This window comes from Amycolatopsis sp. NPDC033938 (assembly GCF_055575975.1).
Genome location: NZ_JBVIRO010000022.1, coordinates 79,071 through 103,007, shown reverse-complemented (window position 1 = coordinate 103,007; position 23,937 = coordinate 79,071). Strand labels below are relative to the sequence as shown.

The window sequence follows — 23,937 nt, the reverse complement described above, 5'->3', positions numbered from 1 at the left end:
GACATGACGCAACTCGAACCACGCACGACCGGATCGGCTCGCGACGCGCTGGCGTCCGGCCGGGCCACGATCGTCCCGGCGCTGCGGACGGCAGTGGACGCTTTGCCCGGTCCGATCCGGCGTATCGCCGGGTACCACTTCGGGTGGTGGGACGAAGACGGCCGCCCGGCCAAGGTCGGCAGGGGAGGCAAGGCGATCCGTCCCACGCTGACCCTGCTCTCGGCCGAAGCCGCCGGTTGCCGGCCGGCCGAGGCGCTCCCGGCCGCCGTCGCTGTCGAGTTGGTACACAACTTTTCCTTGCTGCACGACGACGTCATGGACTGCGACACCACCCGCCACCACCGCCGGACCGCGTGGAGCGTGTTCGGGGTCGGCGCCGCGATCCTCACCGGGGACGCCCTGCTGACGTTGGCCTTCGAAGTGCTGGCCGGGAGCAGGCATCCGGCCGCACCCGCAGGACTGAAAATGCTCGCCGCGACGGTCCAGCAGCTGGTGCACGGACAAAGTGTCGACATGACCTTCGAACACCGCGCGGTGGTGACACCGACCGAGTGCCTGCGCATGTCCGAGGACAAGACCGCCTCCCTGCTCGGGTGCGCCTGCGCACTCGGCGCCTCGTTCGGCGGAGACACTGCCGAGAACATCGAGCGGATGCGGCAGTTCGGCAGCCGTCTTGGCCTGGCCTTCCAGCACGTGGACGACCTACTGGGCATCTGGGGTGAGCCGGACAAGACCGGCAAACCGGCGTACTCCGACCTGCAGAACCGCAAGAAGTCCCTACCGGTGGTCGCCGCGCTGACCTCCGGTACGCCCGCGGGGCGGGAACTGGCCGACCTGTACGCGGGCGCCGCACCCCTCTCCGCGAACGAGCTGGCGAGGGCCGCCGAGCTCATCGATCTGGCCGGTGGCCGAGCCTGGAGCGAGCAGCAGGCCGAGCAACTGCTGACGCAAGCGCTGCGAAATCTACCGAGCGTGGCGTCGACCCAGCGCGCGGTGACGAGCATGACCGCGCTCGCCCAGTTGGTCACACGACGCGATCATTGACACTTCGCAGGAGGACGCATGATCGACATCCGTGACCCTGCCTGGCAGGCCGCCTTCGGACCGCGGACGGTCCTGCTCGCCTCTCCGCGCTCGTTCTGTGCCGGGGTCGAACGTGCCATCGAGGTCGTCGAGAATCTCCTCCGGCTGCGGCCACCGCCCCTCTACGTGCGCAAACAGATCGTGCACAACACCCACGTCGTGGCCGGCCTGCGGACTCGAGGCGCGGTCTTCGTCGACGAACTGGACGAGGTTCCCGCCGGCGCCACGGTGGTGTTCTCCGCACACGGGGTGTCCCCTGCGGTGCACGCCCAGGCCGCCGAACGAGGGCTGGAAGTGATCGACGCGACCTGCCCGCTGGTCGTCAAGGTACACACCGAAGCCCGCCGGTTCGCCGCTCGCGGCGACACCGTGATCCTGATCGGACACGCCGGACACGAGGAGGTCGACGGAACCCTCGGACAGGCTCCCGGCAACACGCTCCTCGTCCAGGACGTGGCCGACGTCGCGCGCCTGGACGTGCCAAACCCGGCCCGCGTGTCGTACCTGACCCAGACCACCCTGGCCGCCGGGGAGACCACCGAGATCATCGAAGCCCTGCGACGACGCTATCCCGCGTTGCGGAGCGCGGCATCCGATGACATCTGCTACGCCACCACCAACCGGCAGGACGCGCTGAGCGCGATCACGGCGGAGGCGGACCTGGTACTCGTGGTCGGCTCGGCCAACTCGTCCAATTCGGTGCGACTGGTGGAACTCGCCCATCAGCACGGCACCCCGGCCCACCTCATCGACGACGCCGGCGGCCTCCGCCCGCACTGGCTGGCGAAGACGACGTGCGTCGCCGTCACCGCGGGCGCGTCCGCCCCGCAACGGCTGGTCGACGAGGTGCTCGACGCGTTGCGGCTGCTCGGTCCGGTCACGGTGGCCGAACGGGAAGCCACCCGCGAGACCATCCGCTTCACCCTGCCCGTGCCCGCGAGGCTCTCATGACCGGTCCCGTCGAGCAGGCCGAGCGGATCCGCCACTTCCTGATCGAGAAGGTCTGCCAAACCGGCGGTCACCTGGGGCCGAACCTCGGGGTGGTGGAGCTGACACTGGCCATGCACCGGGTCTTCGAATCCCACCGCGACATCCTGCTCTTCGACACCGGGCACCAGGCCTACGTCCACAAGATCCTCACCGGCCGCGGCGACGGTTTCGACTCCCTGCGCCAGCCTGGTGGCCTGTCCGGTTATCCGTCGCGCGCGGAGTCTCCGTGCGACGTCGTCGAAAACTCCCACGCGTCCACCGCACTGTCCTATGCGGACGGTTTCGCGAAGGCGTTCGCCTTACGCGGCGACGATCGCCGGATCGTGGTGCTCGTCGGCGACGGCGCGCTGACCGGCGGCATGTGCTGGGAGGCGCTCAACAACATCGCCGCGGCCCCACACCGGCCGGTGATCATCGTGCTCAACGACAACGGCCGCTCCTACGCGCCGACTGTCGGCGGGCTGCCCCTGCATCTGGCCCGGCTGCGCCACGCCACGCAAGACAACCTGTTCACCGACCTCGGGCTGGCCTACCTCGGCCCGGTCGACGGCCACGACGTCGCGGCGGTGGAACAAGCGTTGCGGCGCGCGGAGTCCATGCACCGCCCGGTCGTGGTGCACTGTGTCACCCGCAAAGGCAAGGGATACCCGCCCGCCGAGCAGGACGACGCGGACTGCCTGCACGCGGTCGGGGTCGTCGATCCCGAGACCGCGCAGCCCAGGTCCCCGGGTGCGGCGACGTGGACGTCGGTGTTCGGCCAGGAGATCACCTCGATCGGCGCCGAGCGCGACGACGTGGTGTGCGTGACCGCGGCGATGCTGCGTCCCTGCGGGCTCGGCGAGTTCGCCGCGGCGTTCCCCGACCGGGTGTTCGACGTCGGCATCGCCGAACAGCACGCGGTCACCTCCGCCGCAGGCATGGCCTTCGGTGGGCTGCATCCGGTGGTCACGATCTATTCGACCTTCCTGAGCCGGGCATTCGACCAGGTCCTGATGGATGTCGCGCTGCACCGCCTGCCCGTCACCTTCGTGCTGGACCGCGCCGGGATCACCGGACCGGACGGCCCCAGTCACCACGGCATGTGGGACGCCTCCGTGCTGCCGATCGTGCCGGGACTGCGCCTCGCCGCACCCCGCGACGCCACCCGGCTGCGGGATCTGTTGCGGGAAGCCGTCGACGCCACCGACACCCCGACCGCGATCCGCTACCCCAAGTCCACTGTCGCGCCGGACATTCCGGCGCTGCGCCGGGTCGGCCACGGCGACGTTCTCCGCGAGGACGCGGAATCACGGGTGCTGCTGGTCGCGGTCGGCCCGCTGGCCACGGCCTGCCTGGCCGCCGCCGACGAACTCGCCGCGCACGGCGTGCCGACCACCGTGTACGACCCACGCTGGATCGCGCCGCTCGACCCGGCCCTGCTCGCATTGGCCCGCGTCCACGACGTGGTACTCGCGGTCGAGGACACCACCACGACCGGCGCGCTCGGCACCCGGATCGCCCAAGCCCTCGCCACGACGGCCACGGCCGCCGAGCCACCCCCGCGGGCCGCGGCTTTCGCCTTGCCGCCGAATTTCCTGCCGCACGGTCCCCGAGACCAGATCTTGCGCGCCCACGGCCTCGACGCCGCCGGGATCGCGGCCACCATCCTCAAACGCCTCACCAACGCCACCGGCTCACCGCTGCCCGAGGAACGCTGATGACCTCCGTCCTGCTGGGTACACCGGTCCCGGCGCCGCGTCGCCGGGCTTCCCGCCCGCTGATGATCGGGTCCGTGCCGGTCGGGGGCGACGCGCCCGTCTCCGTGCAGTCGATGACCACCACCCGCACCTCCGACATCGACGCCACACTGCGGCAAATCGCCGAGCTCACCGCTGCGGGCTGCCAGATCGTGCGGGTCGCCGTCCCCGCACAGGACGACGCCGACGCGCTCCCGACCATCGCGGCGAAGTCACAGATCCCGGTCATCGCGGACATCCATTTCCAGCCGCGGTACGTCTTCGCCGCCATCGACGCCGGCTGCGCCGCGGTCCGGGTGAACCCCGGCAACATCAAGAAATTCGACGACCGGATCGCCGAGATCGCGGCCGCCGCCACAGCCGCCGCGACGCCGATCCGGATCGGCGTCAACGCCGGTTCGCTGGACCAGCGGCTGCTGGCCAAACACGGCAGCGCGACCCCGGAGGCACTGGTGGAATCCGCGTTGTGGGAATGCTCGTTGTTCGAGGAACACGGATTCCGTGACCTGAAGATCTCGGTGAAACACCACGACCCGTTGGTGATGGTCTCGGCGTACCGGCTCCTCGCGCGCCGCTGCGACTACCCGCTGCACCTCGGCGTCACAGAAGCGGGACCACGGTTCCAAGGGACCGTCAAGTCCGCCGTCGCCTTCGGCATCCTGCTCAACGAAGGCATCGGCGACACCATCCGGGTGTCACTGTCCGCGCCACCGGTCGAGGAGGTCAAGGTCGGCGCCCAGATCCTCGAATCACTCGGTCTGCGCCCCCGCCGACTGGAGATCGTGTCCTGCCCGTCCTGCGGTCGTGCCCAGGTAGACGTCTACACCCTCGCCGAAAAAGTCACCGCGGCCTTCGAAGACTTCCCGATCCCGTTGCGGGTCGCCGTCATGGGCTGCGTCGTCAACGGCCCCGGTGAAGCACGCGAAGCCGACCTCGGCGTCTCCTCCGGCAACGGCAAAGGCCAGATCTTCGTCCGCGGCGAAGTCGTCAAAACCGTCCCGGAAAGCGCCATCGTGGAAACCCTGCTCGAAGAGGCGCTTCGGCTCACCGAGCACATGACCGCGGACGGGAATTAACAGTTTTCCCTGCTCGAGTTCTGGGCCTTGAGTTCGGCGGCACGTTCAGACGTGCCTGGTTGCCGAGCTCGGGTGTGCGGGTCCTCTGCACGCGAGCGCGGTGCCGCACGACCAGGTTTGCCTTGCCCCTCAATAACCCGAATCCCGCTCACCACCCCGTTCCTCTCCCCCAAGAAATGCCTGAGTTCTGTTCGCTGCCGAACATTTCGCCTGTTCGGAGCGGTGCCACCCGACAACCTGCCCGAACCAGTGGTCGGGGTCGTCCGCGACGGCGCGGCTCGCCGCCGACGAGGCATCCGAACGGTCCGGCGGTGCTAGGGCGACACCCCCGCCCGGCCAGTCGTCACGTATACAGACGGCAATCCGCTCCTCACCGCTTCCGGAATGACCCACCACTATCACGGGCATTTCCCCAGCTGCCGCTGAGCGATCACGTGCGCGTGCTGGTCTCGACGTCCTCGAACGGGAACGGATTCGTGCGGACCCAGTCGCGGACCGGCCGTACCGCCGTCGAACGAGCTCGGCATCCGAGAATGCTATCGCCGGATGCCGAGCTCGCCTGATCAGTGGATTGCGCTGGTTCGCTGTCGCGAAGCCGCAGGTGTCACCGGCGGCCGCTTGGCGCGGGCCGTGACGAGGGTCCTGCGGCCGTGCGCGGAATCAGCACAGATGGCCGGTGAACACCGACTCGAGAACGCGGTCAGCCGGCCCGACAGGGATGTCGACGAACGGCTGCGTGTCGCAGAAGTTGTAGCCGCCACCGCCGTAGTAGTTCACGCGAACCTCAACGTGGGTGTTCCAGTCGCAGTGCTTGTAGTAAGCCGTGTTGGCGTCCTTCCATTGACCGCAGGGTGAGGCGATCAGGCTCGCCTCGTCGAGCGGTGCCGCCTGGGCGACGGCGGGCGATACGATCGTCGCGAGGGCGATTCCGCCAGCCGCCAATACGCCGGTCAAGGATCTCATTACTGCACCTTTCGATTGAATTTGCAGGAAATTTCACTGAAACCGCATTTGATACTCTTCTTCGCCTGGCCGGCAGGCGGCGAATAAAAGACCACCTCCTCATGCGCCGCGACCAAGCATTGCCCGCAGACGATGCGGTGAACTCGAGCGGTAACCCTGAGTCACAAGATCCAGTCTCGGGTCGCCGCACTGGCCCACACTTTCTCGGCGGGCCTGATTGTGGATTCTGACTGAAAAGCGACCATTGGCAGGCTGGAATGCGCCTCCATGAGCACCTATGCGCTCCTCTCGTCGAAGGCAGGCCGAGTGCTCCGATCACCGTTGGATGAAATTCGCGCCGTCTGCGATCCGTGATTGCCACCGGTGCTTGTCTAGTGCGGATGGGTTGTTTCGTGTCGGCCCCTGGACGGTGAACAATCAATTCCTTAACAATATTGAGGCGGGAGGGGGACGGCGTCATGGCACGACGGGAGCGGCCGCTCGACGCAGGGGACAGTTCACTTCTGCGGTTTGCGGCGGATCTGCGCGGCCTCCGGGAGAAGGCTGGTAGTCCGACCTATCGGCAACTCGCCCTGCGCGCGCACTACTCGACGGCTACGTTGTCCGGCGCCGCGGCAGGCCGGAAGCTGCCGAGCCTGGCAGTGACCCGGGCCTACGTGCGCGCCTGCGATGGCGACGTCGCCGAGTGGGAGCGGCGCTGGCATGACCTGGCGGCCGAGCTTGCGGCGGCCGACACGGCCGGTTCGCCGACCGCCGCCGAGGAAGCCTCCTCGTCGCCCTACGTCGGCCTTGCCGCATTCCAACCTGAAGACGCCGATCACTTTTTCGGCCGCGACAACCTGGTGGCCGAGACCGCGGAATGCTTGAACCGGCACCGGATGATCACCGTGTTCGGGGCGTCAGGCGCCGGCAAGTCCTCGCTGCTGCGGGCCGGGCTGATCCCCCTGCTGCGGGACGCCGGACATCTGGTCGTGCTCCTGACACCGGGGCCGTCCCCACTGGAGGAGTGCGCGATTCACCTCGCGCGACTCATCAGCACCACACCGGGGCCTGTCAACGCAGACCTGCGCACAGACGTGCGTGCCCTGCACCTGCTGGCCAAGCAGATACTGGCGGACCAGTCGGACGGCGCCGAACTGGTGCTGGTGATAGACCAGTTCGAGGAAGTGTTCACGCTGTGCCGCGACAACGCAGAGCGGACCCGATTCATCCACGAGCTGACAACGGCCGCCGCTACGCCGGACAGTCATTGCCGGATCGTGCTGGGGATTCGCGCCGATTTCTATACTCACTGCACCGGCTACCCCGACCTGTTGACCGCGCTGCGGGACGCGCAGATCGTGGTCGGTCCGCTGAGCACCGAGGAGTTGCGGCAGGCGATCACCCAGCCCGCGATCCGCAACGGTGGCGCGATCGAGAGCCCGCTCCTGGCCGAACTGGTGGCACAGACCGACGACCGGGCCGGGGTACTGCCGTTGCTGTCGCACGCACTGCGGGAAACCTGGCAACGGCGGCGCGGAAACACCCTCACGCTCAGCGGTTACCAAGCCGCGGGCGGCATCCACGGGGCGTTGGCGCAGACCGCCGAGTCCATCTACACCGATCTGGCCGAACTCCAGCGGCACCGGGTCAAGGCCCTGTTCCTCCGTCTCGTCGCGCTGGGCGAAGGAACCGAGGACACCAAGCGGCGCATCACCATGGGCGAACTGGACACCACCGACCCGGATACGACAGTGGTGCTGGAACGCCTGGTCAGTGCCAGACTGCTCACCCTTGGCGAGAGCAGCGTGGAGATCGCCCATGAGGCGCTGATCGCGTGCTGGCCGAGGTTGCGTAGCTGGATTTCCGAGGACCGTGAAGGACTCCGGGTGCACCGCAGGCTTACCGAGGCTGCTGGGACATGGACGACGCTCGGACGCGACCCCGGCGCGTTGTACCGAGGCGCCCGGCTGGAGCAGGCACGTGACTGGGCGACAACCGCCGATGTGGTGCTCGGCCCAGCGGAACGCGAGTTCCTCGACGCCAGTCTGGCCGCCGAGGCCGCTGAACAGGTAGCCGCCAGACGCCGGGCCCGCGGGCTACGGCAATTGGTGGCGCTGCTCAGCGTGCTGCTCGTGGTCGCCGCCGCGACAACGGTCGCCGCGGTGCGGGCGCAGCGCACGGTGGTCGACGGGCGCAACGTTCTGTTGTCGCAGCAGGTGGCGGCCGGGTCGGTCGCGCTGCGCGCCACCGATCCGGCGCTGGCCGCCCAACTCGGCCTGGCCGCCTACCGGCTGGCGCCCACCAGCCAGGCACGCAACAGTGTGCTCAGTACCTTCGGCACCAACTACGCCACACGGCTGACCGGCCACACCGGTGCCGTGGAGTCGGTGGTCGTCAGTCAGAACGGCCGGACCGTCGCCACCGCGAGCGACGACCACACCGTTCGGCTGTGGGACATCACCGATCGGCACCATCCCGCGATGACGGCGGTGCTCACCGCGCATACCGACCGGCTGTGGTCAGCAACGTTCAGCCCGACCGGCACCGTACTGGCAACCGGCGGTAACGACCGGACCGTACGGCTGTGGGACGTGTCCGATCCGCGACGGCCGGGCGAGCTCGCCACGCTGAGCGGGCATACCGACAGCGTCATCGGGATCGCGTTCAGCCCGACCGAGCCGGTACTGGCCACCACGGGCAAAGACCGCACCACGCGACTGTGGAACATCAGCGACCCCCGTCATCCACGAGAGCTGGCCGTGCTGACCGGGCACAACGATCTGGTGAACACGCTCGCGTTCAGCCCAAACGGCCGCACTCTGGTCACCGGCAGCTGGGACCACACCCTCCGGCTCTGGCAGGTAACAGACCCCACGCGGCCCAGCCTCCCGGTAGTGGTGACCACGGACGACGGAATAGACCGAGTCGTATTCAACCCCGGCGGTACGGTCCTGGCCACGCTGAACCATGACCATGTCATCCGATTGTGGAACCTCACGAGTACCGGGTCGCTGGAAAACCTGGTCACCCTGACCGACAACTCGGACGCGCATTCACTCTCGTTCAGCCCACGCGGCGACACGCTGGCCATCGTCGGCCTGGACCGCACGGTCTCCTTGGTGGATGTCACCGATCCTCGGAACGCCAAGCAGCTCACGGTGCTCGGCGGGCACACGGGCCCGGTGGTCGCGGTGGCGTTCACCCCCGATGGCCGCACCCTGATCACCGGTGCGGTGGACCGTTCGGTCCGGCTATGGGATCTGGCAAGGCAGGTACTCGCGGGGCACTCCGACTCGATCTACGCTGTGGCCTACAGCCCCGACGGCCATACCCTGAGCAGCGCCGGCTACGACGGCACCGTCCGGCTGTGGGACCTCACCGACGCCCAAAACGCCTGGGAACTACCGACGCTGACCGGGCACCGCGGCGCGGTGAATGCGGTGACCTTCAGCCCGAACGGCCACACCGTGGCGACTGCGGGCTACGACCACACCGTGCGTTTGTGGGACCTGACCGACCCTCGACGCCCCGCCGAGCGGTCGGTATTGACCGGCCACACCGACTCGGTGAACTCGGTGGCGTTCAGTCCGGACGGCCGCGTCCTGGCCACCGGAAGCGCGGACCACTCCCTACGACTGTGGAACGTGGCCGACGGCAGGCAACTGACCACGCTCACCACCGAAAGGGACGTCGAGAGCGTCAACTCGGTGGCATTCAGCCCCGACGGACTCACCTTGGCCTCCGCGGACTCCGGACTCAAGGTGCGGCTGTGGGACCTGCACGACTCCCAGCGGCCGGTGGAACTTCCACCACTGACCGGACACACCGACAACGTCAAGTCGGTGGCGTTCAGTCCCGACGGTCGCACGCTGGCCAGCGGAAGCGCAGACCACGAGGTGCGGCTGTGGGACATCACCACGCCGGGACGGGTCAGCCCGCCCCGCATCCTGTCCGGTCACACCGACATCGTGTACACGGTCGCCTTCAGCCCCGACGGCCGCACCCTCGCCTCAGCCAGCGCAGATCGCACCGTGCGACTGTGGAACACAACAGATCCGCATACGCCACAGGAACTCGCGACCCTGGCCGCACATACCGACCGCGTCTACGCGACGGCGTTCGCCCCCGACGGCCACACACTGGCCACCGGCGGACAAGACCACCTGGTGCGCCTGCTGGAATCCGACATCGAACAAGCAGCCGGCCGCATCTGCGCAATGACATCCCCGCCGATCAGCGACGAGGAATGGCACCGGTACTTCCCCGACCTCACCCGCGATCTCCCCTGCTGACCCAGCAGGCAGCCATCCTCGCGACGATCCCGCACGCCCGGCTTGGCCCTTTGGCGCTGCATCAGCCGCAGTCCGTTCCCACAGGCCGTCCGGAACTGCGCCTGCGGATCCTGGGCCCGGCCGACGACCTTCCGTCGTGGAATTCGGCACAGGTCGCCGAAGAGACCCTCATTCCACTGGAAGGCCTGGAGTTCAAGGGAAAGAAGTGGCAGGACATCCGGACCGCGATGAACAAGGCGAAGAAGCCCGGCGTCACCGCCGAATGGGCATCCTATGTGGACACACCGCCATGGATGTCCAGATCAAGGCGCTGTCCTTTCGGCGCTGTCGATCGATCGCGAGAGCACAGGTCACAACATCACGACTCGACCGTGTGCACTCCCGCCCTGCATGTCTACAATGGACAAAAGGTTCGCTCGCGCCGGCACATCCAAGGCGTCGAAGTCCGTAGTCGCGGTCAGGCAGGCCACGCGACGACTGATCAGAAGTGTGGACGGTCGACCGACTGGAAGATCACATCTACTCATCCCCTGGCTGTCAGGGTCAACCGCCGGGCAGAGGGGTCGAAATCACTTCGACGCCAGCCCAAGATCTGATCGCCGGTGGCTATGCTCCCGATGACCGACAGCGATCAGAACGGAGAATCGCCCAGGCCTTCAACACTCTGGGTAACCGAAATGCTACAATCAGACAATGGCCGGGAGCCGGGGCCCTGGGGCACTTTTCAGTGTGATCGCACTGTTCTTGTCGTCGCCCGAACTCTGACCTCGGCCTATCGCCTGCTCGATGCTTGGACACTGTTCCGGGACGACTTCCGCGTCAGGCTGTTGTTCACGGTCAACGACACCTCGGCGTTCAGCGACGGCGTCGAGGACGTGCTTCGCCAGGCCGGAGTCCGGCTGGTCCCCTGGCAAGCCGTCCAGAAGAAACGGATCGCCTACGATCTCGTTCTGTCCGCGAGCGAGAACATCGATTTCCAGGACGTCACGAAACATACCGTTGTGCTTCCGCATGGACTGGGATTCAACAAGTACGTGCCTGACAGCAACGGCGGCGGGACACGGCTTGCCGGGCTCCCGCCGGAGGCTGTTCTGCGCGCGGGCGATGCGACCGTGGTTCTCTCACACCCGGAACAACGGCGGCAGCTGTCGGAGGTTTGCCCGGCCAGTGAAGGGCGAACGGAGGTTGTCGGCGACCCCACTCTGGCCCGGTTGTCGGCAAGCCAGGGCTTGCGAGACCGATATCGGGAGGCGTTCGGGACCGAGGGCCGTACGTTGGTGGTGCTGGCCTCGACCTGGAGGCCGGATTCACTGCTGGGCCGGTGGCAATCCCTGCCGTCCCGGTTGCTGGCAGAGCTACCGGCTGATCTGTACCAAGTGGTCGCCGCACTCCACCCGAATGTGTGGTCCTTTTACGGCAGGGCCCAGATTTCGTGGTGGTTCTCGTCCGCGCTGGATGCCGGGCTGCTCCTGCTGCCGCCGGACTCCGGATGGCAAGCCGCCCTGATAGCCGCGGATCAAGTGATCACAGATCATGGGTCTCTCGGTTTGTTCGCTGCCGCACTGGACAAGCCGATCCTCCATGCCGGCTCTTCCACGGAGATGGTCGAGGGCTCCCCTCCCGACGAGTTACTGAGTGAAGCGACGGAACTCGATGGGAACACGGCGCTTCGAGAGCAACTGGATCACTGTCGGCGCGATCATCGGCCCGGCCGGTTCTCCCCCATCACCGACCGCGTGTTCGCCCGAACATCGGAGGCGGATGCCAACCTCCGAAACCTGATCTACCGGAAGCTCGGGCTCACCGCACCGCCGGCTTCATCATCGCCGCGCAGATTTCCCCTCCCGGAGCCCGAACTTCGGCCTGTCCTGTCGTATGTGGTGGACACGGTGGAGATCGAGGACGGCACACTGCACCTGACCCGGTATCCGGTTGCCGTTCAGCCGGACAGGACCGGCAGGGAGACCCACCTGGTGGCCGACGAGACCGAACCCGATCTGAAGATCCTCGAACGGGCTGCCGTGATCGTGAGAGACCGGACGCTCGACGCCTCCGAAGCCCACCGGTGGACCGCCTCCGCGTTGGCAGCCAACCCGGGTGCCCGGGTCGCGATCACGGCGACAGCACAGGGAGCACTCGCAGCAGTGCGCAGCGGCGGAGTTGTTCGGATCGACATGGCCGACGGTCGACGATGGGTCTCGTCCGTGGGCTCAGCCGTCTACTGCTGCTGGCTTTCCGGTGACCTCCGCGAACGCCAGGTGCTCGTACACGCGGGTCCGCGATCGACCTCTGTCACCCTGACGTGGAGTTTCAACGCCGGCGAAGCAGCTCCCTGAATTCGTCGGAACGCCCGCTACCCAGGCGCTGGTGAACGTCCATCAAGGCCCGCAGGCAAGACCGCGTTCGGTCGTCGTCGGCATCAAGGAGTGGGAGAAGGCTCTCCCGCGCGGCCGCCTCATAATACGGCTGGCCGTCGCGGTACAGCGTCTCGATCGCCTCGTCCAGCGCCTGATACGCCTCTTCCGTTCGCCCCCTGGCTCGCAGAACGTTCCCGAGCTCGGTGAGACATCTTCCGAGCATGCGCGCGTCGCCGACTTCGCGGATCTGCTCCAGTGCGTTCCGCAGGATGTCTTCAGCCTGCTCGTACAGGCCGGCACGATGGTGTGAGCATCCGAGGAAGAACGACGTGAAGGCGACACCCCGGGTGTCCGATTCCTGTGAGAACAAGGCAATCGCACGCTGATACGCCTCGGCGGCGTTATCCGGATCTGTGTGGTCGCGGAATCTGCCCAGCATTTCCCAGATCGAGGCGATCAACCGTGTGTCAGTCGTTTCTTCTGCCAAGGTCCGGGCTCGGTCGAGTTCTTCGCCCGCCCGATCGAGGTCGCCCAGGTCGGTCCATGCGCGGGACACGAAGCTGCGAAGCCGCGCCTCGGCTCGCACGTTTCCGGCGACGCGGGCAGACGTCGCTCCCAGGGCACTCGACTCGGTCCAATCGACCAGATAGCGTCGGGTGACGTACAAGGCGGACAGGGCTTCAGCCAGCCTCCACGACTCGTCGTGCATTTCGAGTTCCGCGGCGGCACGTTGGACCGCCAGCAGATTCGCCCGTTCACGATCAAGCCAGGCCAGTGCTTCCGTTTTCGCGGCATCACCGACAAAGGGCGACTTCGACCGGCCGGTCACCGTGTCCGGATCGACCCGGTAGCGGCGGGGTCCCAGCACCGCAAGGTCCGCGAAGGCCGCGGTGGTCACCAGATAGGTGACCACTCGCCGCACCGCGGTCTCACTTTCCTCGGCTCCGTCCTCGGCGAAGGCCAGCTGCCGGGCGTGTCGTCGTACCATGGCGTGCAGCGAGAGCCGGTTGTCCGAGTCCTCGTTGAGCAATCCGGATTCGATCAAGGTCTCCACCGCGGCGCTCAACGCGTCCCCGCGAACGTCGACAAGTCGCGCCAGCGTGTCCAGTGTCAGGTCGCGGCCGGCGAACATCCCGAGCAACCGATAGATCCGGGCGGACGCAGAATCCAACGCGTCATACGCCACGGCGAAAACGGCCGAGACCTTGTCTTTGCCTCCAACCGCGAAACCCGAGCGGCCGCCTTCGATCTCAGCTACCAGATCCCCTACACGCAGGCGAGGCCGAGCCAGAAGTCGTGATGCCGCCACCTTCAAAGCCACGGGCAGGCCGGAGCACAGCTCCACGAGCCGACCGACCGCCTCCGGTTCGGCCTCTGCCCGTTCCCCCACCAAGGTGACCACCAGGTGGGCTCCGCTGGCATCGTCAAGAGGCTCGAGGCGAATCGCCTCGGCACCGTCGGCCAGCAGTTCACTGAGCTGAGCGCTGCTTGTCACCAGAACGGCGCTGTCCGCGCCGTTGGGCACAAAAGGGAGCACTTGCGCGGCGTCGGTCACGTCCTCCAGGACGATCAGCACCGGTTTCTGCGCCGTGATACTCCTCAGATGGTTCGCTCGCCCGGCCAGCGTGGACGGCATCACGTCCTTCGCCACACCCAAGGCGAGCAGGCACGAGGCGAGAGCGTCCGCGACCGAAGGCACGATCCCGTCGACCGACGCGAATTCGACATGCAGGTCTCCACCGGAGAACACCTTGGTGTCACGAAACCGCTGGACGCAACGCCGGATGAAGGCGGTCTTCCCCACCCCCGGCAAGCCCGTGCAGACTCCGAGCTGGGCCACTCCAGGCGAACGCGAAGCCCAGAACCTGTCCATCCGGGCGAGATCCGCCTCGCGGTTCACGAAATCGCGCGGCCCCAGCGGAACCTCCTGCGGCACGACCATACAGCTCTCCCCACCCAACAGCCGACCAGCGACAAACTCATGCCAGGCATCTGACGGCATGAGCCTATCGTGATCAACGACCGGACAAGCGATTCGCGAACCGCGCCTGAAGAAGTTCGTCGAACCCGTCAAGCGGTACCCACTGAGACCGCGTCACCCGTCGAGCCGAGTCATGATCCCGTCCCGTTCGATCTCGGCACCGTCGCCGGGTCCTCCACTTCATCGTGATCCTGAGGGGCCCTGTCGGTACCCTTCACCGCCTGTCGCGCTCCAGTACGGGGCGGCTGGGCGAATCGGAGGAATCGCCGGGGCGGCCCTGTGGCTGCGCAGTCCGGCTTCGAGCTACATCACCGGTGTCACCTGCCTGTCGACGGCGGCTTCACCCCGAGCGTCATCTCTCCCACGTTCGGGTGATCGAAAGGGTGCGCAGGATGGAGACGACGACGCCTCGCAGTCCGGATAGAACTCATGGCGCGTTCATCGAGGACGGTGAACCGGTCGATGTTCGGCGTCTCAACCGGAACAAGCCGAGCCACTCGATCAACAATTGTGATCAAATGCGAAGGCAACCGAATTCGCCGGCATGATCTATGAACCACCGACCCCATTGGTGCCGCGATGCGCGCCCGACACCGGCACAGCTGACGCCGGGGCCCCTGACGCCGCCAGTACGTTGTGTTCGGTAGCGAACACAACGCACCGCAACACTCGACGTGTCGATTCTTGGCAGGCAAGAAGCTCCACATTGAGCGGTTCCTTAAAATGCCCTACACCACGCATCCCCGAACGGTTTCCGCTGTTTTCCCAGTGCGGCCAAGCAAATTTCACACTGCACCCGCCGGCAACGCGGCCACACTGGAGCCACGCCAGGAAGTATGGAGGTGAACTCGAAGATCAGAAAGCGGCGTCCACCGTCGGCTCGTTGCGTGAATGCAAATGCGTTTTAATGAACATCGAAATCTTCCGTCAAACGGATTAATTCGCCAGTACTGAATCGATCATGACGGCCATTGCCGTTGCCGCACCCACCCTCGATGCTTAGCGTTATCCCACGGTCACGTACGGCACACTTGGGGAGGGTGTTCGCCATGTCCGGATACCAGGTTGTCATCGACAGAGTGGCTGCGGTCGCCGACGCGGCTGACCGCGTCTCCGAACGAATGCTGACTTTGGAGGTAGCCGCGGCGCTGCCCTCAGGAGACGCCGGAATGCCAGGCGGTGGCAGCCCCGCCAAGTTGTCGGAGGTGCGGGCCTCGTGGCAGGAGTGCCGCGACGCCCTGATCGCCAAGCTCGACCAGCTGGCGGAAGGTACCCGTGCCGCGGCGCGCCGCTATCAGGACAACGACGCCGACGCCGCACGGGCACTGACCACGTTGCCGCGTCCTCGGGCAATCTGATGGTGACCTGGGGCCAACTCCGTCAGTGGCGGTCCATTCCGCTGGCGGACTCCGTCAGTCCATTGAACAATCACTACAACTCGATCGTCGCGGCATCCGACGATGTCCGCGACCTCAACACCCCATATGGGTGGTATGGCGACGCCGCAACGGCGGCCACCGTCACAGCCAACCAGCTCATCGACGGATTCGAGGAATGGGCGGCGGAAGTCGCCGCCGGCCGTCGGATCCTCGCTGAGGCGAGTGACGCTCTCACGGGCGTCCAGCACGCCGTGCGCGAGGCCGAGAATCTCGCTGCCGCGCACAATTTCGCCATCGGCGACAACGGCGAACTCCACGATCACGGTCTCCCACCGGACATACCGCAGGAACAGCGTCAGGACGCCACTCGCGAGCGGACGCGTGTCGCCGATGAACTCCGGGATCGGATCGCTCAGGCGCTACGCCAGGGGCACGACATCGACACCGACATCTGCACTGTCCTCGACCGTATCCTCGCCCACGACATCATTTCCGCTGCCGGCAACGACAACGAGACGACCAATCTGGCGTGGGCGGGGTCTCTCGGTCAGTCCCGCGCGGGCCTGAGCATCGTGGAGCCACCCGCCGGTCAAGCCACCACCGCACAGAACGCCGGATGGTGGTCGGCTCTGTCCCCCGCCCAGCAACAACGCCTGATCCGGGAGAAACCGGAACTCATCGGCAATCGCGACGGCATCGCCGGCTGGGCGCGCAACCAGGCGAACCTGGCGCTGATCGACCGCGAACGCACCCAGTTGCGACAGCTGGCGGACGACCTGCGCCGCGACCCCCGCTCGCAGCACAACAGCATCAACGTTCCCAGCCTCAAGTACGCCGAACTGCAACGCGTCGAAGCAAAACTCGCCTCGCTCGACACGATCGACCGGATCATGCACTCCAGTGACGGAAGCGCCAGATCCGACCGTCAGCTCCTGCTGCTGGACATGTCCGGTGACAGGGCCAAGGCCGCGGTCGCGGTAGGGAATGTCGACACAGCAGATCACGTCGCGATCTTCACGCCTGGGATGAACTCCGCGGTGGACAAGAACTTCGCCGGATACGTCAACGACATGGAGCAGGTGGCGACGACCGCGCACAACCTCCACGTCCGCAGCGGCGAGCCCCACGCCACAGTCGCCACCGTGACCTGGCTGGGCTACGAACCGCCCACCACGGGTAATCCCCGGGACTACGGTGATCTCGTCACCGGCGACAGCGCCGAGTCCGGAGCCCGGAAGCTCGCGCAATTCGATCAGGGTCTCAACGCCTCCCGGCCGGTCGACCCGCACATGACAGCCCTCGGCCATTCGTGGGGATCCCTCACCACGGGCATCTCGCTGCAGCACAACGCCGGCGTCGATGACGCCGCCTTCTTCGGCTCACCCGGCATCTTCGACAAGCCAGGAGACCCCAGCGAGCAGCTCAAGCAGCTCCAGCTCCCTACAGGCCACGCCTACGCGCTCGCCGCTCCCGACGACCTCGTCACCGAGGTCGGCCCCCTCAGCGGCGGCCGCTACGGCACAAGTCCCACCGACATACCCGGTATCAGCACGCTGTCCACCGACCCTGTCACCCAGCCAGGAGCTCGCCCGTTACTCGGATCCAACGGACACAGTGAATACCTCAAACCCGACACCACCAGTCTTCGCAACATAGCGGCCATTGTCGGCGGGACGCCTCAGTTCGCCATCGCGGGCAAATGACCACTTCCAGCAGGAGATCCAGCTCCGCAATCCGCGTGATGGTCATCCTCGCCGCGCTTGCATCGATCAACGCCTGCGGCGCCCGGCCTGCCGACACCCAGCCGACCTCGGAAACCACCATGACATCGCAGCAACACCAATTCGCCACACTGGCACAGAGACCTGACATCGAGCAGATCACCCAGCGTTACAGCGACCTGCTGACCCAGATCCGCGACGCGCTCAGCTCTACTCTCAATATCCGGGCATGGCAAGAACAACCCGAGACCCGGACCACAAGCAACTGTCTACCGGAGTTCGCCGAACTCGACTCCTACGACACCGCGAAAGCACACCTGCCCCTCTGGTTCGCCGAAAAAACCTTGGCCCCAGAAGATTGGGCGACGACGCGCAGCACCGTCAACGATCTTGCCGGCCGAGCCGGTTTCACCCGCATAGCATTCTCCAGTGACACCCCAGGCAATTACGAGATCACCCTTACCGACGCGTTCGGCGCCACGCTCAGCGTTGGAGCCGCCACAAACCTGGTACTCGACATCACCACCGGTTGCCATCTCACGCCCCAAGCCAAAACCCGCACAACACCGATACCACCGACGACCTAGCACGACACATGCCTTGCACAAGATCTGGACGTCGTATACAAGAGCGAGATCCACCTGGTCGCGGGCCAACCCACAGCGAGCAGTCTGCTCAGTTTCATATTCACGACGTGCCTGGACTGTCGGCCAGTTAACGAATACGTCGAGCGCAGCAGGGTGGCCAGCGATGCCGGCATACCGGGCCTGTCCGTAGTCCGGTCCCGGTATGCCCGTCACCGTCATGACCGCGCCTTGCACAGAGCGGCAGCGCAACCGGTGCTACTTCACTTCTATTGAGGGGTAAGTCGAACGTGTCGTGATGGTGGGCGGCCTGTTCGCCAGGGTGGCGGGGTGGCGTAACTCGCGTGCTCGAACACGGAACTGGCATGCTCAGAGGCGTAACTCGGGTGCCTGGATCGCGGGGGCATCGGCGTTCGCGTGCCGATCATGTATCGGACCGCGATATCCGGTCCATCCAGCAACTTTCGCGCCGACATCCGCACCGAAGCACCAACTGTCCGGCAAAGGGCCACGTCGCGATCAGTGGGGCTTCAGGGCCAGCTGCAAAAGCCGCGACGCGGAGATCACGCCGAGCAGGGTCTTGCCCTCCATGACGGCCACGAGCGGGCAGCGCAGCCTGGCCATGATCGCGGCGACCTCGATGATGGTGTCATCCGCGTTCACTCTGGGCAGTTCCGCGGGTTCGCTGGGCAGCAGGGAACGGACCTTCTTCCCGCCGAGTTTGCTCGCGACGCTGTCCGCCATGGATTCGTTCAGCACGCCGGCGAGCGACGGATCGTCCTGCACGTAGGTCGGCACAAGGAACCGCACGACCTGGGACGCGGGCAGCACGGACTGCGGGCAACCACCGCTGTCGGTCACGACGATGCCCGGCAACCGGTGTTCGGCCAGCAGGCGGGCCGCGTCGAGCGCGTCGGAATCCAGGTCCACGACCGGGAACTCCTCCGCCATGTCACTGGCATGCATCTTGTCAGCTTACGACCACGATGACCGCTCCGCCGAACTCATCCGGCGCTCCTGTCGGGTTCTTTACGACCTGTCGGCAGGTTGTCCGGCGGTTCGAAGCTGAGCGCCTTCGCCACCGGCACGTCGGTCGACGAGTGCAGCACGATCGACAGCGCGATCGTGACCGCCACGAGGTCGAACACCAGCTCGTTGTCCGGGATACCGGACTGGAGCGCGAGCAGACCGTAGACCACGGACGCGAATCCCTTGGGCCCGAACCAGGCGGCGGCGGAACGTTCCCTCCGGCTCATCGGGGTCCGGAGCAACGACAGCATCATCGCGGCGGGGCGCACCAGCACGATCGTGACGACCGCCAGGATCCACCCGCCGACGGTCAGGTGCGAAAGCCGGTCGGGGGTGATCAGTGCGCCGAACACGAGCAAAGCGGCGAATTTGGTGATCTCCGACAGCAGGTCGCCGAGCGGTTCGAAATGCTCGGCGGCCACCCGGTCCATCGTGGCCAAGGTGGCGCCCGCGGCGAAGGCAGCGAGATACGGGTTCGCATGGGTGAGGTGGCAGGCGGCGAAGACCATGACCGCGATCGCGAGCGGCCCGAGCGCCTGCAGCCGAGGCTCGGCGGTCAGCAGCTTCAGCCGCCGCGCCAAGGTGACCAGGGCCGGGATCACGATTCCGATCACCAAGCCGAGCACCAGCTCGAGCCCGACCTCCCCCAGGTCCGACGAAGTACGGGACGCGGTCGCCAGGAAGATCAGCACGAACGGAAGCGCCAGCCCGTCGTTGAGCCCCGACTCGACGTTGAGCAGCCGCCGCAACCGCAGCGGCACGTCGGAACGGCCCACGATCGCCGCGGCGAACACCGGGTCGGTCGGCGACAGGATCGCGCCCAGCAGCAGGGCCGTCGGCCAGTCGACCCCGACCAGGAAATGCGCCGGCACCGCGATCCCGATCATGGTCAACGGCATGCCGAGGCCCAGCGCACGGCCGGACAACTTCCAGCCCTCTTTCAGCGCCGGCAAGCTGGCACGCTGACCGTCGGTGAAGAGCACGGTGAACAACGCGATGTCGGCCAGCGCGGTCACCAGCGGATCGCCTGGATTGATCTGGACCAGGCCGAAACCGCCCTGCCCGATCAGCGCACCGGCGAGCAGGAACAACAGCGCCGTCGACAGGATCGTGCGGGCGGCGACACCGGACAAGGACACGCTGACCAGGAGAACCACACCGAACGCGAGCACCAGTGCCATGAAAACCGTCCCCAGAGTCAGTGACTCCGCCCCGACGTCCGGGGCGAAGTGCCGACCAGGCTTCCCGGCACACCGCGCGTAAAGATGCCGCAAAGGCCGCCCCGAAGCAAATCGGCCGCCGTCCCGATCTGCGATCGTGATCCACGACGGCAAAGTCGAGGAGGGCCAGGCGATGGGCACAGGAGCCGATCAGACCGCGTTCGGACCGATGATCATCATCGCCACCGATCAGTACGAGCCCATTCCGCTGGTCGAAGACGACTGGGCCCGCCGGCTCCTTCCCGCGGGTGGACGGGTAGCCGTCTCGCTGGCGAAGTACCGGCCGGTGCGGCGCCTGCTGATCTCCGCGACCGAAAAGCAGGCACACGGCCTGTGGGCGAGCATGCTGTGCCGCAAGCGCTACATCGACGACAAGCTCATCGAAACCGTCGAGTCGGACATCGACGCGGTCGTCATCCTGGGCGCGGGCTTCGACACGCGCGCCTATCGCCTTCCTCGGCTGGCAACTCTCCCGGTCTTCGAAGTCGACCTGCCTGCCAACATCGCTCGCAAGCGGTCACGGCTGGAAAAGCATCTCGGCCGCGTCCCCGCGAACGTCACGCTCGTGCCTGTCGACTTCGAAACCGCTGACCTGCGCGAGGAACTGACCCGGCACGGCTTTGTCCCCGGCTTCCGGACATTCTTCATCTGGGAGGCGGTGACCCAGTACCTCACCGAGGACGGCGTTCGCCGGACATTCGAATTCCTCGCCGACGCCGAGGCAGGCAGCCGGCTGGTCTTCACCTATGTCCGTCAGAACTTCTTGGACGGGACCACCTCGTACGGAGCCGAGAAGGCTTACGCCCAGTTCGTCCGCAAGCGCGGGCTATGGCGGTTCGGGATGTCTCCGGACGGCGTCGCGAGCTTCCTCGCGGAGTACGGCTGGAGGGAACTCGAACAGGCTGGGCCGGCGGAGTTCGCCGCTCGATACCTTCGCCCCCACGGCCGCGACGTTCCGGTGTCGGCGATCGAACGCTCGGTCTACGCGGAGAAACCGGTGCCACGGAAGAAGTCTTCATAGTGAGGGACGAGGCGATGAGCCCTTCAGGGTGCCGGGAACTTAAGGCCGATGGGGCGGTCGCGGGCCGGACATGTTCGCCCAGGTCGGGTGGCCTGACTCCGGTAGTGTCATCCGTGCGAATGGGGAACATTCCGGACGTTGAGCGTCCGGAATCTTCCCCGCTCGGCCGCCGGTCCACAGTTCATGATCGGCACGAGCTGGTGAGAATCGGACGCATCGACCCTCGACGGATCCCTTATGAACGACTGAAGAGCCTCAGGAACCGCCGCTTATGGAGGGGTAGGGCAAACATGGCGTGCCCCGGCGCGGGACCGGGCTGACCGACGGAAGCCGGGCCGCGCCCCATCGTCCACAAAGGACATCTTCCCGAAGAAGACTGTCCGACTTGAGTGGTTTGCGTGGTTTCGAATGTGGGGTCGTGAGTGGCAATGAGGGTTCTAACCCTATTCGCCACTCACGACCCCACACGGAACCACGCATAGCGTCATCAATCGGACACGGAGTACTCGAAAGGTGTCCCTTGTGGACAGTCGTGCGACGCCGCACCTCACCGGGAGCTCCTCGCCTGCGACCGGGCAGCGAGCCGATTACGCCAGGTTTGCCTTACGGATCAACAAGTTCCTGGCATTGTCCCCAAAGGGTCTGTCGAGGGCGCCCATGGGATCAGCGCCGGCCCTGCCGCTGATGCATCACCCTGAGCAGGGCGACGAGGACTCCGAAGGCGAGGATGAGGCCAAGCGGAGCGAGAAGGTGCGACATGATCACTCACCCCAGCGTAGACGTGACGACGGTCACTTTCCCGCCAGTGTAGCCCACGCCGGATGCTCGCCGACCTGACCTGACTGCGACCGGCATCACACTCTAAGCCCCCCGTTTGCCCCGCTGCTCCTCTTACGGCATCTTTACGCGAGGAGCGCCGGGAAGTCTGGTCGGCAAAGCCCACCCCGTCCGGGGCTGGGCGACACTGACGACGGCAGGAGTTCTGGTGCGGGTGGATCGTGACGTGCGTTCGGCCGAGCGCGCGGGACGGTGTCCGGCATGAACACCGTGATCGCTGTCGGTGTCTTCGCCGTGGCATACCTTTTCATCGCCACCGAGAAGATCCCGAAGATGGTCGCGGCGCTCGCGGGCGCCGGGATCGTGCTCGCGCTCGGCGTCGTCGGCTCCGAAGACGCCTTCTACTCCCAGGAAACCGGGGTCGACTGGGACGTCGTCTTCCTGCTGCTCGGGATGATGATCATCGTCGGGGTCCTCCGCAAGACCGGGGTCTTCGAGTTCACCGCGATCTGGGCCGCGAAACGCGCCAAAGGCTCACCGCTGCGCGTGATGATCCTGCTGGTCCTCATCACCGCCGTCGCGTCCGCGTTCCTCGACAACGTCACCACTGTCCTGCTGATGGCGCCGGTGACGCTCCTGGTCTGCGACCGCCTCGACGTCAAACCCGTCCCGTTCCTCATCGCCGAGGTCTTCGCCTCCAACATCGGCGGCGCCGCCACTCTCATCGGTGACCCGCCCAACATCATCATCGGCAGCCGCGCGGGACTGACCTTCAACGACTTCCTGCTCAACATGGCGCCGATCGTCCTCATCGAACTGCTCGTGTTCACCCTCGTGCTCCCCCGGCTCTTCCGCGGCTCCTTCACCGTCGACCCGGACCGTGTCGCCGACGTCATGGCGCTCAACGAACGCGAAGCCATCCACGACAAACTCCTGCTGATCAAATGCGGCATCGTGCTGGCCGCCGTCTTCACCGCGTTCATCGGCCACTCGTTGTTCCACATCGAACCCTCGATCGTGGCGCTGCTCGGCGCGGGCGTCCTCGTCCTCATCTCCAAGGTGAAGACCAGCGACTACCTCGCCAGCGTCGAGTGGGAAACGCTGCTGTTCTTCGCCGGACTGTTCATCATGATCGGCGCACTGGTGAAGACCGGCGTGATCGAAGACCTCGCGAAACTCGCCGCCGACGCCACCGGAGGCAACGCCCTCCTCGCCGTCATGCTCATCCTCGTCGTCTCAGCCCTGCTGTCCGGGATCATCGACAACATCCCCTACGTCGCCACCATGAGCCCGCTCGTCCTCGCGCTCACCAACGACATCGCCGACCCCACCCACTCCGAAGCCCTGTGGTGGTCCCTCGCCCTCGGCGCCGACTTCGGCGGCAACATGACCGCCATCGGCGCCAGCGCCAACGTCGTCGTCCTGGGCATCGCCGCCCGCGCCGGCAGCCCCATCTCCTTCTGGGAATTCACCCGCAAGGGCGCGATCGTCACGGTGATCACCGTCGCGGTCGCTGCGCCCTACCTGTGGCTGCGGTACTTCGTCTTCGGCTGAGCCGATCAGGGTCAGTCCGCCGGTGGCAGCGCGCGGTCGGGCCAGTCCAGCAGCCGTGCGCCGAGCACCGCGGCTTCCAAGGTGAACCGCTGTGCGGAGTCTCGGGGGTCGTATCCGGTGCGTTCCATGATCCGGCCGAGCCGGTAGCTGACGGCCCGGACACTCAGGAACAGCACACGAGCCGCCTCCGCG

The 23,937-nt window shown here is 66.4% G+C and carries 18 protein-coding genes; 12 read left to right on the top strand and 6 right to left on the bottom strand.

The annotated features are described in order from the left end of the window. Positions 1-3 precede the first annotated feature (3 nt). Genes ACZ5ZX_RS36245 through ispG form a run of 4 tightly spaced genes read left to right on the top strand, consistent with a single transcriptional unit; the run spans position 4 to position 4,885 of the window. Positions 4-1,044 carry a family 2 encapsulin nanocompartment cargo protein polyprenyl transferase gene (locus tag ACZ5ZX_RS36245; protein ID WP_465506495.1) on the top strand — a complete coding sequence of 347 codons (1,041 nt, stop codon included), beginning with the start codon at positions 4-6 and terminating at the stop codon, positions 1,042-1,044. 18 nt (positions 1,045-1,062) lie between these two features. Beyond that, the gene (gene ispH / locus ACZ5ZX_RS36240) at positions 1,063-2,034 is read left to right on the top strand and encodes a 4-hydroxy-3-methylbut-2-enyl diphosphate reductase (RefSeq protein WP_465506494.1); all 972 of its coding nucleotides are present in this window, start codon (positions 1,063-1,065) and stop codon (positions 2,032-2,034) included. Beyond that, positions 2,031-3,770 carry a 1-deoxy-D-xylulose-5-phosphate synthase gene (locus tag ACZ5ZX_RS36235; protein ID WP_465506493.1) on the top strand — a complete coding sequence of 580 codons (1,740 nt, stop codon included), beginning with the start codon at positions 2,031-2,033 and terminating at the stop codon, positions 3,768-3,770. The genes ispH and ACZ5ZX_RS36235 overlap by 4 nt, the downstream gene beginning before the upstream one ends. Continuing rightward, positions 3,770-4,885: a flavodoxin-dependent (E)-4-hydroxy-3-methylbut-2-enyl-diphosphate synthase gene (ispG, locus tag ACZ5ZX_RS36230; protein WP_465506492.1), complete on the top strand. Its 1,116-nt coding sequence runs from the start codon at positions 3,770-3,772 to the stop codon at positions 4,883-4,885. Before ACZ5ZX_RS36235 ends, ispG begins: the two co-directional genes overlap by 1 nt. A gap of 398 nt (positions 4,886-5,283) precedes the next feature. Here the strand turns inward: ispG and ACZ5ZX_RS36225 are convergent, their stop codons facing one another. Both ACZ5ZX_RS36225 and ACZ5ZX_RS36220 read right to left on the bottom strand, forming a co-directional pair. Next, positions 5,284-5,412 carry a hypothetical protein gene (locus ACZ5ZX_RS36225; RefSeq protein WP_465506491.1) on the bottom strand — a complete coding sequence of 43 codons (129 nt, stop codon included), beginning with the start codon at positions 5,410-5,412 and terminating at the stop codon, positions 5,284-5,286. A gap of 133 nt (positions 5,413-5,545) precedes the next feature. Beyond that, complete coding sequence (locus ACZ5ZX_RS36220) at positions 5,546-5,848, bottom strand: DUF6355 family natural product biosynthesis protein (protein ID WP_465506490.1); 303 nt, start codon at positions 5,846-5,848, stop codon at positions 5,546-5,548. A 458-nt stretch (positions 5,849-6,306) separates the two neighbouring features. On the opposite strand from ACZ5ZX_RS36220, the gene ACZ5ZX_RS36215 reads away from it, so the two are divergent. Genes ACZ5ZX_RS36215 through ACZ5ZX_RS36205 form a run of 3 tightly spaced genes read left to right on the top strand, consistent with a single transcriptional unit; the run spans position 6,307 to position 12,458 of the window. Further along, the gene (locus tag ACZ5ZX_RS36215; RefSeq protein WP_465506489.1) at positions 6,307-10,122 is read left to right on the top strand and encodes an nSTAND1 domain-containing NTPase; all 3,816 of its coding nucleotides are present in this window, start codon (positions 6,307-6,309) and stop codon (positions 10,120-10,122) included. A gap of 50 nt (positions 10,123-10,172) precedes the next feature. Next, positions 10,173-10,718, top strand: coding sequence for a phosphatidylglycerol lysyltransferase domain-containing protein (locus ACZ5ZX_RS36210; RefSeq protein ID WP_465506488.1), 546 nt, complete (start codon positions 10,173-10,175; stop codon positions 10,716-10,718). Between the two features lie 21 nt (positions 10,719-10,739). Next, positions 10,740-12,458: a hypothetical protein gene (locus ACZ5ZX_RS36205; protein ID WP_465506487.1), complete on the top strand. Its 1,719-nt coding sequence runs from the start codon at positions 10,740-10,742 to the stop codon at positions 12,456-12,458. On the opposite strand, the gene ACZ5ZX_RS36200 is transcribed toward ACZ5ZX_RS36205, so the two are convergent. Beyond that, a complete protein-coding gene (locus ACZ5ZX_RS36200; protein WP_465506486.1) occupies positions 12,433-14,421 on the bottom strand; it encodes a tetratricopeptide repeat protein in 1,989 nt (662 codons plus the stop codon). The two genes, ACZ5ZX_RS36205 and ACZ5ZX_RS36200, sit on opposite strands and share 26 nt — an antisense overlap. Before the next feature lie 1,088 nt (positions 14,422-15,509). On the opposite strand from ACZ5ZX_RS36200, the gene ACZ5ZX_RS36195 reads away from it, so the two are divergent. The 3 genes from ACZ5ZX_RS36195 to ACZ5ZX_RS36185 are packed head-to-tail and all read left to right on the top strand — an operon-like array spanning position 15,510 to position 18,147. Continuing rightward, positions 15,510-15,818: a type VII secretion target gene (locus tag ACZ5ZX_RS36195; protein WP_465506485.1), complete on the top strand. Its 309-nt coding sequence runs from the start codon at positions 15,510-15,512 to the stop codon at positions 15,816-15,818. Then, a complete protein-coding gene (locus tag ACZ5ZX_RS36190; RefSeq protein ID WP_465506484.1) occupies positions 15,818-17,542 on the top strand; it encodes an alpha/beta hydrolase in 1,725 nt (574 codons plus the stop codon). The genes ACZ5ZX_RS36195 and ACZ5ZX_RS36190 overlap by 1 nt, the downstream gene beginning before the upstream one ends. A gap of 38 nt (positions 17,543-17,580) precedes the next feature. Next, complete coding sequence (locus tag ACZ5ZX_RS36185; RefSeq protein WP_465506483.1) at positions 17,581-18,147, top strand: LppA family lipoprotein; 567 nt, start codon at positions 17,581-17,583, stop codon at positions 18,145-18,147. Positions 18,148-18,663: 516 nt separating this feature from the next. Here the strand turns inward: ACZ5ZX_RS36185 and ACZ5ZX_RS36180 are convergent. After that, positions 18,664-19,110 (bottom strand): CBS domain-containing protein, encoded by a 447-nt coding sequence (locus ACZ5ZX_RS36180; protein ID WP_465506482.1) that lies wholly within the window; start codon positions 19,108-19,110, stop codon positions 18,664-18,666. A gap of 38 nt (positions 19,111-19,148) precedes the next feature. Further along, positions 19,149-20,354 carry a cation:proton antiporter gene (locus ACZ5ZX_RS36175; RefSeq protein ID WP_465506481.1) on the bottom strand — a complete coding sequence of 402 codons (1,206 nt, stop codon included), beginning with the start codon at positions 20,352-20,354 and terminating at the stop codon, positions 19,149-19,151. 172 nt (positions 20,355-20,526) lie between these two features. On the opposite strand from ACZ5ZX_RS36175, the gene ACZ5ZX_RS36170 reads away from it, so the two are divergent. Further along, a complete protein-coding gene (locus tag ACZ5ZX_RS36170; RefSeq protein WP_465506480.1) occupies positions 20,527-21,414 on the top strand; it encodes an SAM-dependent methyltransferase in 888 nt (295 codons plus the stop codon). A 1,038-nt stretch (positions 21,415-22,452) separates the two neighbouring features. After that, the gene (locus ACZ5ZX_RS36165) at positions 22,453-23,745 is read left to right on the top strand and encodes an ArsB/NhaD family transporter (RefSeq protein WP_465506479.1); all 1,293 of its coding nucleotides are present in this window, start codon (positions 22,453-22,455) and stop codon (positions 23,743-23,745) included. Between the two features lie 11 nt (positions 23,746-23,756). Here ACZ5ZX_RS36165 and ACZ5ZX_RS36160 read toward each other — a convergent pair whose 3' ends face one another. Beyond that, positions 23,757-23,921: a helix-turn-helix domain-containing protein gene (locus ACZ5ZX_RS36160; RefSeq protein WP_465506478.1), complete on the bottom strand. Its 165-nt coding sequence runs from the start codon at positions 23,919-23,921 to the stop codon at positions 23,757-23,759. Positions 23,922-23,937 lie beyond the last annotated feature (16 nt).